Origin of the sequence: Candidatus Nitrosotalea sinensis, from assembly GCF_900143675.1 — an archaeon.
Classification (GTDB): domain Archaea; phylum Thermoproteota; class Nitrososphaeria; order Nitrososphaerales; family Nitrosopumilaceae; genus Nitrosotalea; species Nitrosotalea sinensis.
In genome coordinates this window covers 26,851-40,396 of sequence record NZ_FRFC01000002.1, presented here as the reverse complement: position 1 = coordinate 40,396, position 13,546 = coordinate 26,851, and the positions used below count along the sequence as shown (strand labels likewise).

The 13,546-nt window shown below is 37.7% G+C and carries 20 protein-coding genes; 13 read left to right on the top strand and 7 right to left on the bottom strand.

Annotation, left to right across the window (positions count from 1 at the left end):
- Window positions 1–589: 589 nt before the first annotated feature.
- Window positions 590–766 carry a hypothetical protein gene (locus NSIN_RS09375; RefSeq protein WP_165775217.1) on the top strand — a complete coding sequence of 59 codons (177 nt, stop codon included), beginning with the start codon at window positions 590–592 and terminating at the stop codon, window positions 764–766.
- Between the two features lie 168 nt (window positions 767–934).
- Here the strand turns inward: NSIN_RS09375 and NSIN_RS01545 are convergent, their stop codons facing one another.
- Complete coding sequence (locus NSIN_RS01545) at window positions 935–1,486, bottom strand: hypothetical protein (RefSeq protein ID WP_101009069.1); 552 nt, start codon at window positions 1,484–1,486, stop codon at window positions 935–937.
- Between the two features lie 41 nt (window positions 1,487–1,527).
- Complete coding sequence (locus tag NSIN_RS01540; protein ID WP_101009068.1) at window positions 1,528–2,298, bottom strand: coenzyme F420-0:L-glutamate ligase; 771 nt, start codon at window positions 2,296–2,298, stop codon at window positions 1,528–1,530.
- 72 nt (window positions 2,299–2,370) lie between these two features.
- On the opposite strand from NSIN_RS01540, the gene NSIN_RS01535 reads away from it, so the two are divergent.
- The 4 genes from NSIN_RS01535 (at window position 2,371) to leuD (ending at window position 6,304) form a co-directional block, all read left to right on the top strand.
- Window positions 2,371–3,642, top strand: a complete 1,272-nt coding sequence (locus tag NSIN_RS01535; protein WP_101009067.1) for a 3-isopropylmalate dehydratase large subunit — start codon at window positions 2,371–2,373, stop codon at window positions 3,640–3,642.
- Complete coding sequence (locus NSIN_RS01530) at window positions 3,639–4,121, top strand: LeuD/DmdB family oxidoreductase small subunit (protein WP_101009066.1); 483 nt, start codon at window positions 3,639–3,641, stop codon at window positions 4,119–4,121. The genes NSIN_RS01535 and NSIN_RS01530 overlap by 4 nt, the downstream gene beginning before the upstream one ends.
- A 196-nt stretch (window positions 4,122–4,317) precedes the next feature.
- The gene (gene leuC, locus NSIN_RS01525) at window positions 4,318–5,730 is read left to right on the top strand and encodes a 3-isopropylmalate dehydratase large subunit (protein ID WP_101009065.1); all 1,413 of its coding nucleotides are present in this window, start codon (window positions 4,318–4,320) and stop codon (window positions 5,728–5,730) included.
- Window position 5,731: 1 nt separating this feature from the next.
- On the top strand, window positions 5,732–6,304 hold the full coding sequence (gene leuD, locus NSIN_RS01520) for a 3-isopropylmalate dehydratase small subunit (protein WP_101009064.1): 573 nt from the start codon (window positions 5,732–5,734) through the stop codon (window positions 6,302–6,304).
- On the opposite strand, the gene NSIN_RS01515 is transcribed toward leuD, so the two are convergent.
- Genes NSIN_RS01515 through NSIN_RS01495 form a run of 5 tightly spaced genes read right to left on the bottom strand, consistent with a single transcriptional unit; the run spans window position 6,301 to window position 8,969 of the window.
- A complete protein-coding gene (locus NSIN_RS01515; protein ID WP_245871867.1) occupies window positions 6,301–7,017 on the bottom strand; it encodes a nucleotidyltransferase family protein in 717 nt (238 codons plus the stop codon). The genes leuD and NSIN_RS01515 overlap by 4 nt on opposite strands.
- A 17-nt stretch (window positions 7,018–7,034) precedes the next feature.
- Complete coding sequence (gene rpsI, locus NSIN_RS01510) at window positions 7,035–7,478, bottom strand: 30S ribosomal protein S9 (protein ID WP_101009062.1); 444 nt, start codon at window positions 7,476–7,478, stop codon at window positions 7,035–7,037.
- Window positions 7,478–7,951, bottom strand: a complete 474-nt coding sequence (locus tag NSIN_RS01505; protein ID WP_281259586.1) for a 50S ribosomal protein L13 — start codon at window positions 7,949–7,951, stop codon at window positions 7,478–7,480. Before NSIN_RS01505 ends, rpsI begins: the two co-directional genes overlap by 1 nt.
- Window positions 7,944–8,291 carry a 50S ribosomal protein L18e gene (locus tag NSIN_RS01500; protein WP_101009061.1) on the bottom strand — a complete coding sequence of 116 codons (348 nt, stop codon included), beginning with the start codon at window positions 8,289–8,291 and terminating at the stop codon, window positions 7,944–7,946. Before NSIN_RS01500 ends, NSIN_RS01505 begins: the two co-directional genes overlap by 8 nt.
- A gap of 42 nt (window positions 8,292–8,333) precedes the next feature.
- Window positions 8,334–8,969: a DNA-directed RNA polymerase subunit D gene (locus tag NSIN_RS01495; protein WP_101009060.1), complete on the bottom strand. Its 636-nt coding sequence runs from the start codon at window positions 8,967–8,969 to the stop codon at window positions 8,334–8,336.
- Window positions 8,970–9,054: 85 nt separating this feature from the next.
- On the opposite strand from NSIN_RS01495, the gene NSIN_RS01490 reads away from it, so the two are divergent.
- From NSIN_RS01490 to NSIN_RS01455, 8 genes are read left to right on the top strand one after another with little or no spacing between them, the layout of a single operon-like run.
- Window positions 9,055–9,744 carry a ribosome assembly factor SBDS gene (locus tag NSIN_RS01490; protein WP_101009059.1) on the top strand — a complete coding sequence of 230 codons (690 nt, stop codon included), beginning with the start codon at window positions 9,055–9,057 and terminating at the stop codon, window positions 9,742–9,744.
- Complete coding sequence (gene rrp4 / locus NSIN_RS01485; RefSeq protein WP_101009058.1) at window positions 9,744–10,445, top strand: exosome complex RNA-binding protein Rrp4; 702 nt, start codon at window positions 9,744–9,746, stop codon at window positions 10,443–10,445. Before NSIN_RS01490 ends, rrp4 begins: the two co-directional genes overlap by 1 nt.
- Window positions 10,426–11,142 (top strand): exosome complex exonuclease Rrp41, encoded by a 717-nt coding sequence (gene rrp41 / locus NSIN_RS01480; protein ID WP_101009057.1) that lies wholly within the window; start codon window positions 10,426–10,428, stop codon window positions 11,140–11,142. Before rrp4 ends, rrp41 begins: the two co-directional genes overlap by 20 nt.
- Entirely contained in the window at window positions 11,143–11,946 is an 804-nt protein-coding gene (rrp42, locus tag NSIN_RS01475; RefSeq protein WP_101009056.1) for an exosome complex protein Rrp42, read from the top strand.
- A gap of 2 nt (window positions 11,947–11,948) precedes the next feature.
- Entirely contained in the window at window positions 11,949–12,164 is a 216-nt protein-coding gene (locus tag NSIN_RS01470; RefSeq protein ID WP_101009055.1) for a 50S ribosomal protein L37, read from the top strand.
- Window positions 12,151–12,393, top strand: coding sequence for a KEOPS complex subunit Pcc1 (locus NSIN_RS01465; RefSeq protein ID WP_101009054.1), 243 nt, complete (start codon window positions 12,151–12,153; stop codon window positions 12,391–12,393). Before NSIN_RS01470 ends, NSIN_RS01465 begins: the two co-directional genes overlap by 14 nt.
- A 23-nt stretch (window positions 12,394–12,416) precedes the next feature.
- On the top strand, window positions 12,417–12,809 hold the full coding sequence (locus NSIN_RS01460) for a prefoldin subunit beta (RefSeq protein WP_101009053.1): 393 nt from the start codon (window positions 12,417–12,419) through the stop codon (window positions 12,807–12,809).
- Between the two features lie 44 nt (window positions 12,810–12,853).
- Window positions 12,854–13,516 (top strand): ERCC4 domain-containing protein, encoded by a 663-nt coding sequence (locus tag NSIN_RS01455; protein WP_101009052.1) that lies wholly within the window; start codon window positions 12,854–12,856, stop codon window positions 13,514–13,516.
- Window positions 13,517–13,546 lie beyond the last annotated feature (30 nt).

Genomic DNA, 13,546 nt, shown 5'->3' with positions numbered 1-13,546 from the left:
AGAGGAGGCAAACGGACGTCGCTCAAACAGCCTCCTCTCTTTTTCCTCCATGCAAAAGAAATTCAAGGCGCCATCTAGGCAGAACGTCAAAAGACAAAAACCAAACCGACGAGAAGCGCGGGCATGCGCAGAGGTGTGCGTTGATAGCAAGCCCGGCAAGAGCCGGTTTGCTTTGCCCCTGCCCTAGATGGCGCCTTGAATTTTTGTAAGCGGGCGGAATACTGCATCATTTACAGTTACAATATCGACATTCCTTCAAGAGAAACAAGGTGTAATCCCAAGCCTCCTAGCCATTACGCCTGCAGGCCATGATGACCAGCAAGACTTCAAGCAGGCAATAGATGCAGTACAAGACAGTGTTAACGCAAACCTCTGGCAATCAGATGGCATCCATCTAATTGTAAAGAAAGGCGATAAGGTATTTGACTATGAAAAACAAGCAGTAGATCATCTAACGGATATAATTAAGGAAAAGAAAGAGTCATCATCAGTAGTAACTACATTACAAAATGACATATCAACACTAACTGATGTAGACCAAAAACTTGCCACGACTGCAATCTCTGATGCTAACACTACTGCCAATGGATTGACTGGTGACCATGCAAAAGATGCACAAAATGATATTACACAAGCACAAAAAGAGATGACACAGGCATCAACTGAGATTGGCAAGGGACAATTTGCAGCTGGAATAGAACACTACAGCAATGCATGGAAGCATGCCGAAGATGCAATCACAGATGCAACTCAGAATAATCACTAAGACTACGATAGTAACAACGGAAACGACAAGTAACTAATCTGAATAAAACCACTCAGGGGTCTGTCTAATGTTTTTTCGATAGAACATGACTCATCTACTCTAATTGAATGAGAAATGAAATAGACAAAAATGGCTTTTAATTGTAAAAATTTTGACTAAATGAAGGTTCTAGACGGTCATGATGTACTTGAACAGGTATAGTACGCCTATTGTTGAAATTACATACACCATTGGTTTCCATGCTAATACTGGAAAACTTGGGGTAACAAGTTTGACCTTGTAATTGTCCAAAACTGTACTTACGTATTTTCTAATTCTTTCATTCCAAATCTTGTATTCGATTTGGTGTTTTTTCAATAATTCTTCTACCTCATAAAATACTGGAGTTCTTTGGCAAAACAAATGTTGAAGGTAATCTCTTGATACTTCTACTTCTGCCTGTATTGCTACTAATCCCTTTTTCATTTCTAGCAGTCTTACATGCATCTCCCATGGTTTTTTCAATTTGAGTGATAAGCCACTGCCTATCTGGGTCTCTTGTTTGTGTTCGAATTTTACATGAGTAAAGCCTTCGTTTGAAAAGATCTTTAGCAATTCTTCTACACTCTTCTTTACTACTATGGTAAGCTGTTCAACTCCTTTAGTATCCACCATGACTTTGTCCTTCTTACCGTCTAGAAATGACAGCGTCTTGGGGTATCTAGTAAGGAACTCTACCATAGCTTGCCGTCCATTGCAGCTCTATTAAAACTATAGTTGTGTTAAATCCTCGTACCTAGTCCACGAACATAGACACATTGTTCGTATGGTATGGCCATCTCGTCCTCTCTTATCTCTCTGTTAGTCAATATTGCATCTGAATCTCTTATCAATACGCTTGGAGTGGCATCTGAACCTTCTCCCATCTTTAGATTTGCAATAGATGCAAGATCATCAGCCACTGCTTGAAAAGTTACTTTGAGAGAATTTCCATACAGATCTTTCTGTCCTCGAAGATCTGTTGTAGGTTCTATACCTGCACATGATATTGCAACTCCTACGGTTCCTACTCTTCCAGGCATCAGTCTACTATCTGCAATTATTATTCCTACATGTGTGTTGTATCTTAGTAGAAACTTTCTTCTCAGATGTTCTGCTTCACGATATGGTTCATTTGGATAAAGAACTATGGTTCCACCCTTGGTATTTGATTTGTCTATTCCTGCATTGGGTGCCATTATGTTATCTGATGATGTTATGACAAATCCTGGTATTCCTCCAAATATCGTATCTGATTCTCTTAAAATTATTTCAGCCATGTTTGGTTTCATTTGAAATTTTTTGCCAATTTCTTCTGCATCCTGAGATGCTATGACTTTACTGGCTTCCAAAACTCTTCCCTGTGAATTTGCAACATATTTGCTTGAAATTACAATTACGTCTCCATTTTGTGGGGTGGTATTTGCGTTACCAAGATCCGTTACAAGACTTTGAAACAAATCAAACTTTTCTTTCTTTAATGTAGATTTCAAGGGAATAACTGTGAGCGTCATGTTGTTTTTAAATAGTAATTACTATTTAGGGTTCTCCAAACATTTTAATTTCTACCACATCAAGTTTTGATATTGAACATTACTGAAAAGATTTTAGCTCGTGCTTCTGGAAAAACAAGTGTCGCTCCTGGAGATGTAGTATTTGTTAATGTTGACAAGGTGATGGTACATGATGTATCAGGTCCTGGTGTTCTTGCAGTATTTGAAAAACTACGAAAGAAGGGCATGACGATTGATAAGATTTGGGATCCAGAAAGAGTGTGGGTCGCAGAGGATCACTTTGTACCAGCCGCAGACAAGATATCTGCACAAAATGTTGTAATGTTGACAAACTTTACAAAGCAATTTGGAATCAAGAAACATTTCAAGTATGGAATGGGACAATATGGGATATGTCATACCTTGTCTCATGAAGAGGCAATGGTACTTCCAGGTGAGGTATACGTAGGTGGTGACTCTCATACTAATACTACTGGTGCCTTGGGTGCATTTGCTGCAGGGCTTGGACATACTGATGTTGCATATGTATTGATAAATGGAAAGATTTGGTTTAAGGTGCCTGAAACACTATTTTTCAAACTTAATGGAAAACTTCCTGATCATGTGATGGCAAAAGATTTGATCTTGAAGATAATTGGTGACATTGGGACTGATGGTGCAGCATATAAAACAATGCAGTTTGGTGGAACGGGAATATCTGAAATGTCTGTTGAAGGCAGACTAACCCTTGCAAATATGACTACAGAGGCTGGTGCTAAAAGTGGAATTGTTGAACCGGATCAAAAAACACGTGATTATCTTGCTGCTAGGGGAGTTACAAAGTACAATGAAGTGCACAGTGATCCGGATGCACAATATGAAAAAATTTACGAGTATGAAGCATCTGAAATGGAACCAATTGTGGCAAAACCATTCTCACCTGAAAATACTGTTGTTGCACGTGATTTGTCATCTGTTGAAATTGACAAGGCGTACATTGGTTCGTGCACTGGTGCAAAGCTAGAAGACTTGGAGGCTGCAGCAAAAATTCTAAAGGGGAAGACTGTCAAGGTAAGGACTGAGGTATTACCTGCTGCAATGTCAATATTTAGAAAAGCAATGGATCAAGGATTGTTAAAAATTTTCATGGATGCTGGTGTTGTTGTTGGCCCTCCTACATGTGGAGCCTGCTGTGGTGCTCACATGGGAGTATTGGCAAAAGATGAGATATGTGTAAGCACTACAAACAGGAACTTCCCAGGAAGAATGGGTCATGTAGAATCTCAAACATATCTTGCATCACCACTTGTGGCAGCTGCATCTGCAATAACAGGAAAAATTACTGATCCGAGGGATATTAGATGAAAGGTTCTGTAATAAAATATGAACGGGACAATATTGATACTGATGTTATACTACCTGGTCCATATCTTAAGATTCATGATTATGCAGAACTTGCAACACATGCTATGGAAGGACTTGACAAAGACTTTCACAAGAGGGTAAAACCAGGTGACTTTATTGTAGCAGGAAAAAACTTTGGATGTGGTTCTTCAAGAGAACATGCTCCTATAGCTTTGTCTCATTCAGGAATAAAGGCGGTGCTTGCCTTATCTTTTGCAAGAATATTCTATAGGAATGCAGTAGATGGAGCATTTTTGTTGCCTATTGAAATTGATGAGAGTGCATACAAGGACATATCTGATAGCGACTCGTTGGAAGTTGACATATCTAAAAATGAGATCACAAATCTCACCAAAAACAAGGTATACAAAATGAAGCCTTTTCCAGAAATAATAGGCAAAATAGTAGAAGCAGGAGGGCTTTTTAACTACAAACCCTAGTTTTTGGAAACTTGATTTCTGGTATCCCTATATACTGTCTTGCGTTGCTAGTCCAGGAATGTCCAAAGATCACACTATGTGTTGCGTTGCCAGTCCAGACATGAAATCATATACAAATATGATGAATATTTGCAGTCAAGCCTGGAAAATTCTATTTTATACTATTATATCTCCGGTTCTCACAATCACTATCTGAATGCCGCAGACACTTTTTGAAAAGATTTGGGACTCTCATATAGTAGCACAAGAAAACGGTCGTTCTCTTCTCTATGTGGATAGGCATCTTGTACATGAGGTGACATCTCCACAGGCATTTGATGGTCTACGAATAAACAAGAGAAAAGTCAGACGTACCGATCTTACATTTGCAACAATGGATCACAATGTTCCAACTAGTGATAGATCGTTGCCTATAATTGATCAAACATCAGCAACCCAGATCAAAACACTTGAGAAAAATTGTAAAGAATTCGGAATTACATTATTTGATATTAATAGTCCAAACCAAGGCATAGTTCATGTAATAGGTCCTGAACTTGGTATCACACTTCCTGGTACTACTATTGTCTGTGGCGATAGCCACACATCAACACACGGTGCATTTGGTGCACTTGCTTTTGGTATTGGAACAAGTGATGTTGAGCATGTTCTTGCAACTCAATGCATCATGATGGAAAAACCGAAAACTTTTGAAATCAACATTTTAGGAAAGAGAAAAAATCCACATGCTATAACAGCAAAGGACATTATTTTATCAATAATTAAAAAAATTGGAACAGCTGGAGGAACAGGGACAGTGATTGAATATAGAGGCGATGCAATATCTGAATTAACAATGGAACAGAGAATGACAATATGTAACATGTCTATAGAGGCAGGTGCCAGAGCAGGATTGATTGCACCTGATGAAAAAACATTCCAATATTTGCGTGGAAGAAGATACATTCCAAAAAATTATGAGGAATATGTGAATATGTGGCGTGAAAATCTAAAAACAGATAGTGGAGCAAAATTTGACAAGTCCTTTACGCTGCATGCTGATAATATTGCACCACAGGTAAGCTGGGGAACAAATCCTGCTATGACTAGTGATGTTACTGAGAATGTACCATTTCCTACTGAATATGGAAAAGGTAGTACTGAACAGGAAAAAGGAGCTGAGAAAGCATTACAGTATATGGGTCTCAAACCTGGTACTGCAATTACTGATATTGTAATTGATAGAGTATTCATAGGCTCATGTACTAATTCCAGACTTGAAGACTTGATGGAGGCTTCCAAAGTTGTCAAAGGAAGAAAAGTATCCCCCAAAGTAAGAGCAATGGTTGTTCCAGGATCCCAGCTTGTAAAGAAAAATGCGGAAGATCTCGGACTGGATAAAATATTCAAAGATGCTGGATTTGAATGGAGAGAGTCTGGATGTAGCATGTGCCTTGGTATGAATCCTGATATCTTAAAAGCAGGAGAAAGATGCGCCAGCACTTCAAATAGAAACTTTGAAGGAAGACAGGGTGCTGGAGGAAGAACTCATCTTGTAAGCCCTGTGATGGCTGCAGCAGCTGCAATTTATGGACACTTTGTAGATGTACGAGAATTGGATTTGAACTAACATGGAACCTTTCAAAAAAATAAAGAGTGTTGCTACGCCGCTTGATAAGGTAAATGTCGATACTGATCAAATAGTACCCAAACAATTTCTAAAATTAGTTCAGAGAACTGGATTTGGTCAATACTTGTTTTATGATTGGAGATATGAAAAAGAAGATGTACCAAGAAAAGATTTCATCTTAAATGATCCTAAATACAAAAATTCCAAGATCTTACTTGCGCGAGACAACTTTGGTTGTGGTTCAAGTCGTGAACATGCGGTATGGGCGCTTGATGACTATGGTTTCAAAGTTATAATATCTACCTCATTTGCAGACATTTTCTATAACAATTGTTTCAAAAATGGGATCTTGCCTATCACAGTGTCTGAAGAATCGCTGCAGAAATTATTTTCAGTAAAGTCTGAGATTGATGTAGATCTAGAAAATCAATCTATACGTGCAGATGGTTGGTCCATGTCATTTGATATAGAACCACACTGGAAAAAAATTCTGCTTGAAGGTCTTGATGATATTGCAATAACTTTGTTACATGAAAAACAAATTGTGCAATACGAGCAAACTCACAAAATTTAATCTAGTTTTTTTATTATAGTATCTACCAATTCTTTGTTTCTTTCTACGCGTGTAGGAGAATCAATGTCTAGCCACTGAGTTTTTCCAATGTCATATGCTGCAATACTTCCTTTCTTTGATAGTGGCTGTAAAATATCATATGATAAATTCAAGCTCTTCTTTCTTTGTTTTTTTATTTTGATTGTATCAATTATTTTAGAATTGATGATGTATATTCCAAGGCACTCTGCCATCTGTAGTTCTATTGTTGGTTTTTCTTTGAATTCTTGTATTATTCCATCCTTAACTATTGCAAAACCCGTTTCTTCTTTTCTGTATCTTCTTACTGCAATTGTTGCATCTACTCTAGAATCTTTGTGAAATTGGCGCAAATTGTCTATATCTATTGGGCACAAGTTGTCTACAAACCATAAAAGAAAATCACCGCTCTTACCTATTGCTGTCTTGAGATGTACAAGATCTCCCCCTGTACCACTCTGTGAGTCCTGGATGAACTTGATTGGTTTTTTAAATGAGATGTGATTCTCAAAATATTTCTCTATTTGTTTTCCAATGCCTGTGAAATCACCTAATATGATTATCTCATCTATGATGTCAAATTTTGATAGGTATTTGGCAATATGATATACCAAAGGTCGTCCTTGTACTGGAATCATTGCTTTTGGAATATAATCTGTAAATGGCCTCCCACGTATACCGCGGCCTCCAGCCAAGATTACAGCTTTCAAAGCTATCTGTAAGACTTTTGTTTTCTTCTTCTAGCGCCTGGGCCACCAAATTTCTTTGGTTCTTTTCTTCTATCGTCGCCGCTTAGCAAGTGTTTGTCATAATCGTTTAATCGTTTTCTAAGATCTTCTCTAACTGTTCTTGTGAGTGGGTGGTCTTTTGGTTCTTTTCTTGTTTTTGTCCAACCTGTCATGGCTCGTGATATTGCAATTGCGCTTGCATATGACTGTCCCATGAATCCTCCTCCCTTGACTCTTACTGAAAGATCTATCTTGTTTCTAATGTCTCCTGCAACTTCTAGTGGTCCTAACATTACTTCACGTGCCACTTCTTGTTGAACCATTTCTACTGGAATGTTGTTAATTCTTACTCTGCCTGCTCCTTTTGTAATGAATGCATGTGCACGAGCAGTCTTTCTTGATGCGTAGTAACTTTCTAGTTTAACCATTATTCGTGCCACCCTACCATTCTACCTAATTCTCCAAGAGTTGTATAATATGGAGAAGGTCTTCTAATTTTAGCATCTTCAAACTGTGTTGTCTTTTTAGATCTTAATTCATTTGGTACTCCGAGATATGCTCTTAGTCTTTTCAGAGATGTCTTGCCTGAAGGCTTGTTCTTTGGTAACATGCCTCTGACCATTCTGCTTATGATTGTGTCTGGTCTACGAGGGTGGAATGGACCAAATCTTGGATTGTTGATACTTGCAATCTCTAAGAATTTTCTATATTGTTCAATTATTGCATCTCTGTCTCCAGAAAGCATGATGTTTTCTGAATTGACAATTGATACTCTGTTTCCTTTTATGAGAAGTTTTGCAACATGAGAGCATAATCTACCAGCTATCATGTTTGAACCGTCTACTATGATAGTCTGTGGTGCTGTATTCTTTGATTTTACTTCGGAAACTTGTTTAGCCAATTATTTTCACTCCTTTTCCTGTTGGATGATTTTTAATTATTTGCGATATGTCTAATACTTTTCCGCCTGATGCAGTTACTTTTTTTGCACCTGTGGTAGATATTGAAAATGAACATAATGTGATTTTGTGTGACAAGTTTCCAGTTCCTAGCACTTTGCCTGGAACTATGATGACATCATTGTCTGCTGCAAGTCTGTCAATCTGACCTAGATTCATTGTCCTCTTTGCTCTTGTGGGTTTCAAGGCCAGATCTGCTAGTCTTTCCCATATTGGAGCCTTGTTCTTCTTCGAGGCTACCCGCAAAGTATTGACCATTTGAATGACAACTTGATTAGTCATGTGTAATATTGCCCACTTTTACCCAAATATAATATATGATGCTCAGCCCAGGGTGGCTAGATTCTTTTGGAACTCATCTAATCTCTTTTCTAGTTCGTCAATTGAAGCACGAAGTACTTCTTTTGGAGTTAGACTGCCTGTAGTTTCTATAGTTAAAATGTGCTCATTTGGATTATTTGTAGCAGTAAGAATTGCTATTGTTGCAGAGTTCCATTTTGCATGATCGTTGCCTCTGCCTAGTCTTGCATATGCCTCCACTTTTAATTTCTGACTTGGAGCTAGTGCAACAATTGGAATATTTGGACTGACTGGCTTGACAACTTCATCTTCTGAACTGATCTCTGCTGATGTAATAGTGCGTGTTGTATCAGAACTGCCTGAATCTAGTACAAGTAATACTCTGCATCTACTGCATCCAAGCTCACTGTGGCAATCACAGGCTGATGGTTCTACAAATCTTGACAGATCTGTTCTAAGTGGCACCATTGCAAGCCTATGTGCTACTCCTTCATCTGGTAAAACTGAAGAATTTTCGATAATTACAACGTCGTCAACTGCAAATGTAGGAATTCCTGCTAAACAGATTCTTCTAAGTGCATTAGCGTATTGAACAGGTATGTCCTTTAACTTGACAACCATATTGTTACCACTTTCTTGAACAATTTCTAAAGAAGTCAAATCTTACGAAAAAAGGCTGAAATTCCAAATAAAAATCTAGCGAGTTTTTCTTTATAGATAAATACCTAGCATGAATACCCCAATTATGGATACAAAAGTAACGATTGTGAGGTTCTCAGTAGAAGGAGAAAAATTTGAGATATTAGTAAAGCCAGATCCTGCTCTGGAGTTCAAACTAGGTAAGCGTAAGGACATCTCAGGCGTCTTAATTTCTGATGAAATTTACTCTGATTCCAATAAAGGTACTAGAGCATCTACTGAAAAACTCATGAAAGCATTCAAAACAACAGATCCCGTTGCAGTTGCAACAATAATGCTCCAAAAAGGAGATCTAAATCTTACTACTGATCAGAGAAGAAAAATGGTATCAGAAAAGCGTAAACAAATTGTTGACTTTATTTCAAAAACATATGTAGACCCAAGATCTCATCTACCACATCCCCCACTTAGAATAGAACAAGCCATGGATGATGCAAGAGTATCAGTTGATCCTTTTCGAAATACTGATGAGCAGATAAAAGAAATACTTGAACAACTTCGTTCTATAATTCCATTAAAGTCTGAAAACATGCTTCTTGAAATTTTAGTACCGGCACAATTTGCAGCTCAATCATACTCTGTCTTGAAATCTTTTGGAACTTTGAAAAAAGAAGAATGGCAATCAAATGGTGCACTTAAAGTAATACTAGATATACCGGCGGCGGCAAGGGCAAATGTAATGGATAGATTAGGTTCTGTAACAAAAGGTACTGCTTCTATTGAGGTTGCAAAATGATGGATGTAAAAAGAAGATATGTTATTCCAGGCGACGTTATAGCAACTGGACCTCTTCGACCAGAACAAAATGTATACCAAGATGGAGATAGAATGATCTCAACATGCGTAGGTATATCTGAAATTTTCGATAATTCTGTCAAAGTCATCCCTCTCACTGGAGGATACATGCCAAAGACAAATGACTTGGTTATTGGCAAAGTAATAGGAACATCCCCGCTGTCTTGGGAATTTGATATCAATTCTTGCTTTGTAGGATTTTTACCGGCTCAGGACGTTTTTGGCAGAGACTATTCTCCTACCAAAGATGAATTAAAACAGAGACTTGATGTAGGTGATTTGGTTGCTACACGAATTGCTAATTTTGATAGATCAAGAGACCCTCTCCTTACGGTACAGGACAGAGATCTTGGCAAAATAGAAGCTGGAGAACTAGTAGAGATCTCTCCAAGTAAAGTACCTAGGTTGATTGGAAAACGTGGTTCTATGATCCAAACAATAGAGATGGCTACTAAAGCAATTATAACAATAGGTCAAAATGGGTGGGTTGTAATCTCTTGTGAAGATTCCGAGGGATTATTAAAGGCAGTAGAAGCAGTGAAAATGATTGATGCCCTTGCGCATACACCGAATTTGACTGAAAGAGTCAAATCTATGCTTGGGGTACCAGATGGTGAAAATAATGACACAATTAATGACTGAAGATGGAATAAGATGTGATGGTAGGAGATTAGATGAGCTTAGAGATATCTCAATTAAGGTAGGAGTACTAAAGAATGCAGACGGCTCTGCGTATATTGAATTTGGAAAGAACAAGATCTTGGCAGGAGTATTTGGTCCTAGAGATGTTCATCCAAAACATATGGCAAATCCAGATTCTGGAATTTTGCGTTGCAGATATCACATGTCTCCTTTCTCTGTAACTGAAAGAAAGAATCCTGCTCCATCTCGAAGGGAAATTGAAATTTCCAAAGTTATCAAAGAAGCATTACAACCCGCTGTTATACTAAAAGACTATCCACGTACTGTTATTGATGTATTCATCGAAGTACTACAGGCAGATGGAGGATCTAGATGTGCTGCACTTGACGCAGCAGCAGTAGCTCTTGCAGATGCTGGAATTCCAATGAGAGACTTGGTGTCTGCATGTGCTGCAGGTAAAGTGGAAGATAAGATAGTTCTTGATATCAACAATGAGGAGGATCAGGAAGGTCAGGCAGATATGCCTGTAGCCTTGATGCCCAATATTGGAAAAATTACTCTCTTACAACTTGACGGTATACTAAAACCTGAAGAATTCAAAACATGTATGCAAACTGCATTAGTTGGTTGTAAACGTGTGTATGAAGTACAAAGAAAAGCATTGATGGAAAAATACTTCCAAAGCGGTGAACAATAGATGGGTTCTCAAATACTAGATCAATTAAAGAAAGATAAAATTCTTGAACTTATAAAAACAGGAAAAAGAATTGATGGTAGAGCACTAGACGAACAAAGACCCATAGTCATTGAAACTGGAGTAATTCCAAAGGCAAATGGTTCTTCAAGAGTAAAACTAGGAAACACTGAAGTCATAACTGGTGTAAAGATTCAACCTGACAAACCATTCCCAGATCTTGGTGACAAGGGTATCTTGATTTGCACTGCAGAGATTTTACCCCTTGCAGATCCAACTGTAGAACCAGGTCCACCTAATGAGGAAGTAATTGAGCTTGCAAGAGTTGTTGATAGAGGTATAAGAGAAACCGAAATGATTGATTTACATCAACTTGTTCTAATTGAAGACAAGTCTGTCATCGGTATGTTCATTGATAGTAGTGTGATAGACTCTGGTGGAAACTTGTTTGATGCCTGTTCATATGCTTCTGTGGCTGGAATACTCTCTTGTACTGTTCCAAAATATGAGATAAAAGATGATGCTCCAGTTCTTGTAGAAGGAGTAACATCCAAACCACCGATAAAGACTCTTCCAGTTTCAGTTACAATGGCAAAGATAGGTGATTATGTACTAGTTGATCCTACAAAAGAAGAAGAAGCTTGCATGGATGCACGAATTACAATTACAACAAATTCTGAAGGCAATATTTGCGCTGTACAAAAAGGTGGAAACGATGGATTTAGTCCTGAACAACTTGTGCAGTGCTCTGAAATGGCATTGGCTGTAGGAAGAAAAATAAGGAAGCAATTTGAGCAGTTGATGTAACGATGGTAAAAAGTAAGACAGCTTCACTCAAAGGATTGGGCCAAAAATATGGTCTAAAACCACGAAAGAAATTCACTTCTGTACACAGACAATTAAAATCCAAGAGAAAGTGTCCTGAATGTGGTTCTGAGAGATTTGGAAGAGAAGCAGTAGGAATTTGGGCCTGTAAGAAATGTAATTACAAAGTAGCAGGCTTGGCATACGATGTCAAACTTTAATGCTAAAATAGAAATCACAGCAGGTAAAAATACAAAATCCATTTTTAGGTCTGTTGAAACTGATAACAAATTCTATGATGAGAATCCTACAAAGATGAGTTTCTCACTTGACAAGAAAATAACAATTCTAATTGAAGCACAAGAGATTTCACATCTTCGTGCTAACTTGAATTCCACTTTGCGACTAGTTCAAGCAAGTAATGATTCCATCGAATCGGTAAAAATATAAGCAAAACAACCAGTCAGAAATTCATGTCAGCAGGTGAACAAATTCCTCCATGGTTACAAGAACAAGTAGGCAGGATGCAACAGTTGCAACAAAATCTTCAATCCATTATGATGCAAAAACAGCATCTTGAATCAGAACACCTTGAAACAGAAAGAGCCCTTGAATTGTTAAAGAAAGCAAACGATGAAGATGTTGTCTATAAAACAGCAGGATCAATTCTTGTAAAATCTACAAAAACTAACTTAATAACAGAGCTTGAGGAAAAAAAGGAACTTGCAAATACAAGACTAACTGTTTTATCTAAACAAGAAACTAGAATAAAAGAAAATCTCAAAGAGGCAGAAACTAAAATCAGAGAGATGCTAAGAGGCCCTGCTTCTCAATCTGGACCTGCCAAGACAGATACTCCTAAATAAAATATTTGTAGAAACTTGATGATTTGAAAATCGAAGATCTTCGGATGGTAGTTGATGAACGCGAGAAAAAAAGCGGCATTCCTGATCTTTTAAAACAAATTGGAGTCAAGGTGGAGATGATGAATCTCCCTGTGGGTGATTACATTGTAGCACCTGAAACAATTGTAGAAAGAAAAAGTGTTAATGATTTTATCTCATCTGTCTTTGATGGAAGACTCTTTGATCAATGTCATAGACTCAAAGAACATTTTGAACACCCTGCTTTGATACTGGAAGGAAATGTTGATGAGATAGACAACATAACTGAGAATCCACTCGTATTCTATGGTGCTATTTCTTCTGTTGTACTTGATTTTAAAATTCCAGTAATTCCAACTCCTAACGCATCTCATACTGCAAAATTGTTAATATCGATGTGTGCCAGACAAGGTGAGGTAAAGGGACCTTTTCTTAAAAAAATCAGAAAATCAAATAATCTGCAACGACAACAATTGTCTATTTTATGTAGTCTTCCTGGTGTTGGAGAAAAACTTGCATCACGAATGCTGGAGAAATTCGGCTCTGCTAGTAATTCTTTGAATGCATCTACCGCGGAGCTTGCCAAAATAAATGGAATGGGAGAATCACGTGCACAAAAAATAAGAAAAATACTAGATATTAAAAATAAAGACAATAAACAATCAGATCAAAAAACATTGGATGTATAACAAACCGTTCAAATATGAAATACTGATTCT

Excerpts from the sequence above, each read along its gene's own strand:
- NSIN_RS01545 (WP_101009069.1), bottom strand. The coding sequence starts at position 1,486 with ATGGTAGAGTTCCTTACTAGATACCCCAAGACGCTGTCATTTCTAGAC.
- NSIN_RS01540 (WP_101009068.1), bottom strand. The coding sequence starts at position 2,298 with ATGACGCTCACAGTTATTCCCTTGAAATCTACATTAAAGAAAGAAAAG.
- NSIN_RS01530 (WP_101009066.1), top strand. The coding sequence starts at position 3,639 with ATGAAAGGTTCTGTAATAAAATATGAACGGGACAATATTGATACTGAT.
- leuC (WP_101009065.1), top strand. The coding sequence starts at position 4,318 with ATGCCGCAGACACTTTTTGAAAAGATTTGGGACTCTCATATAGTAGCA.
- leuD (WP_101009064.1), top strand. The coding sequence starts at position 5,732 with ATGGAACCTTTCAAAAAAATAAAGAGTGTTGCTACGCCGCTTGATAAG.
- rpsI (WP_101009062.1), bottom strand. The coding sequence starts at position 7,478 with ATGGTTAAACTAGAAAGTTACTACGCATCAAGAAAGACTGCTCGTGCA.
- NSIN_RS01500 (WP_101009061.1), bottom strand. The coding sequence starts at position 8,291 with ATGACTAATCAAGTTGTCATTCAAATGGTCAATACTTTGCGGGTAGCC.
- NSIN_RS01490 (WP_101009059.1), top strand. The coding sequence starts at position 9,055 with ATGGATACAAAAGTAACGATTGTGAGGTTCTCAGTAGAAGGAGAAAAA.
- rrp4 (WP_101009058.1), top strand. The coding sequence starts at position 9,744 with ATGGATGTAAAAAGAAGATATGTTATTCCAGGCGACGTTATAGCAACT.
- rrp41 (WP_101009057.1), top strand. The coding sequence starts at position 10,426 with ATGACACAATTAATGACTGAAGATGGAATAAGATGTGATGGTAGGAGA.
- rrp42 (WP_101009056.1), top strand. The coding sequence starts at position 11,143 with ATGGGTTCTCAAATACTAGATCAATTAAAGAAAGATAAAATTCTTGAA.
- NSIN_RS01470 (WP_101009055.1), top strand. The coding sequence starts at position 11,949 with ATGGTAAAAAGTAAGACAGCTTCACTCAAAGGATTGGGCCAAAAATAT.
- NSIN_RS01465 (WP_101009054.1), top strand. The coding sequence starts at position 12,151 with ATGTCAAACTTTAATGCTAAAATAGAAATCACAGCAGGTAAAAATACA.
- NSIN_RS01460 (WP_101009053.1), top strand. The coding sequence starts at position 12,417 with ATGTCAGCAGGTGAACAAATTCCTCCATGGTTACAAGAACAAGTAGGC.
- NSIN_RS01455 (WP_101009052.1), top strand. The coding sequence starts at position 12,854 with ATGGTAGTTGATGAACGCGAGAAAAAAAGCGGCATTCCTGATCTTTTA.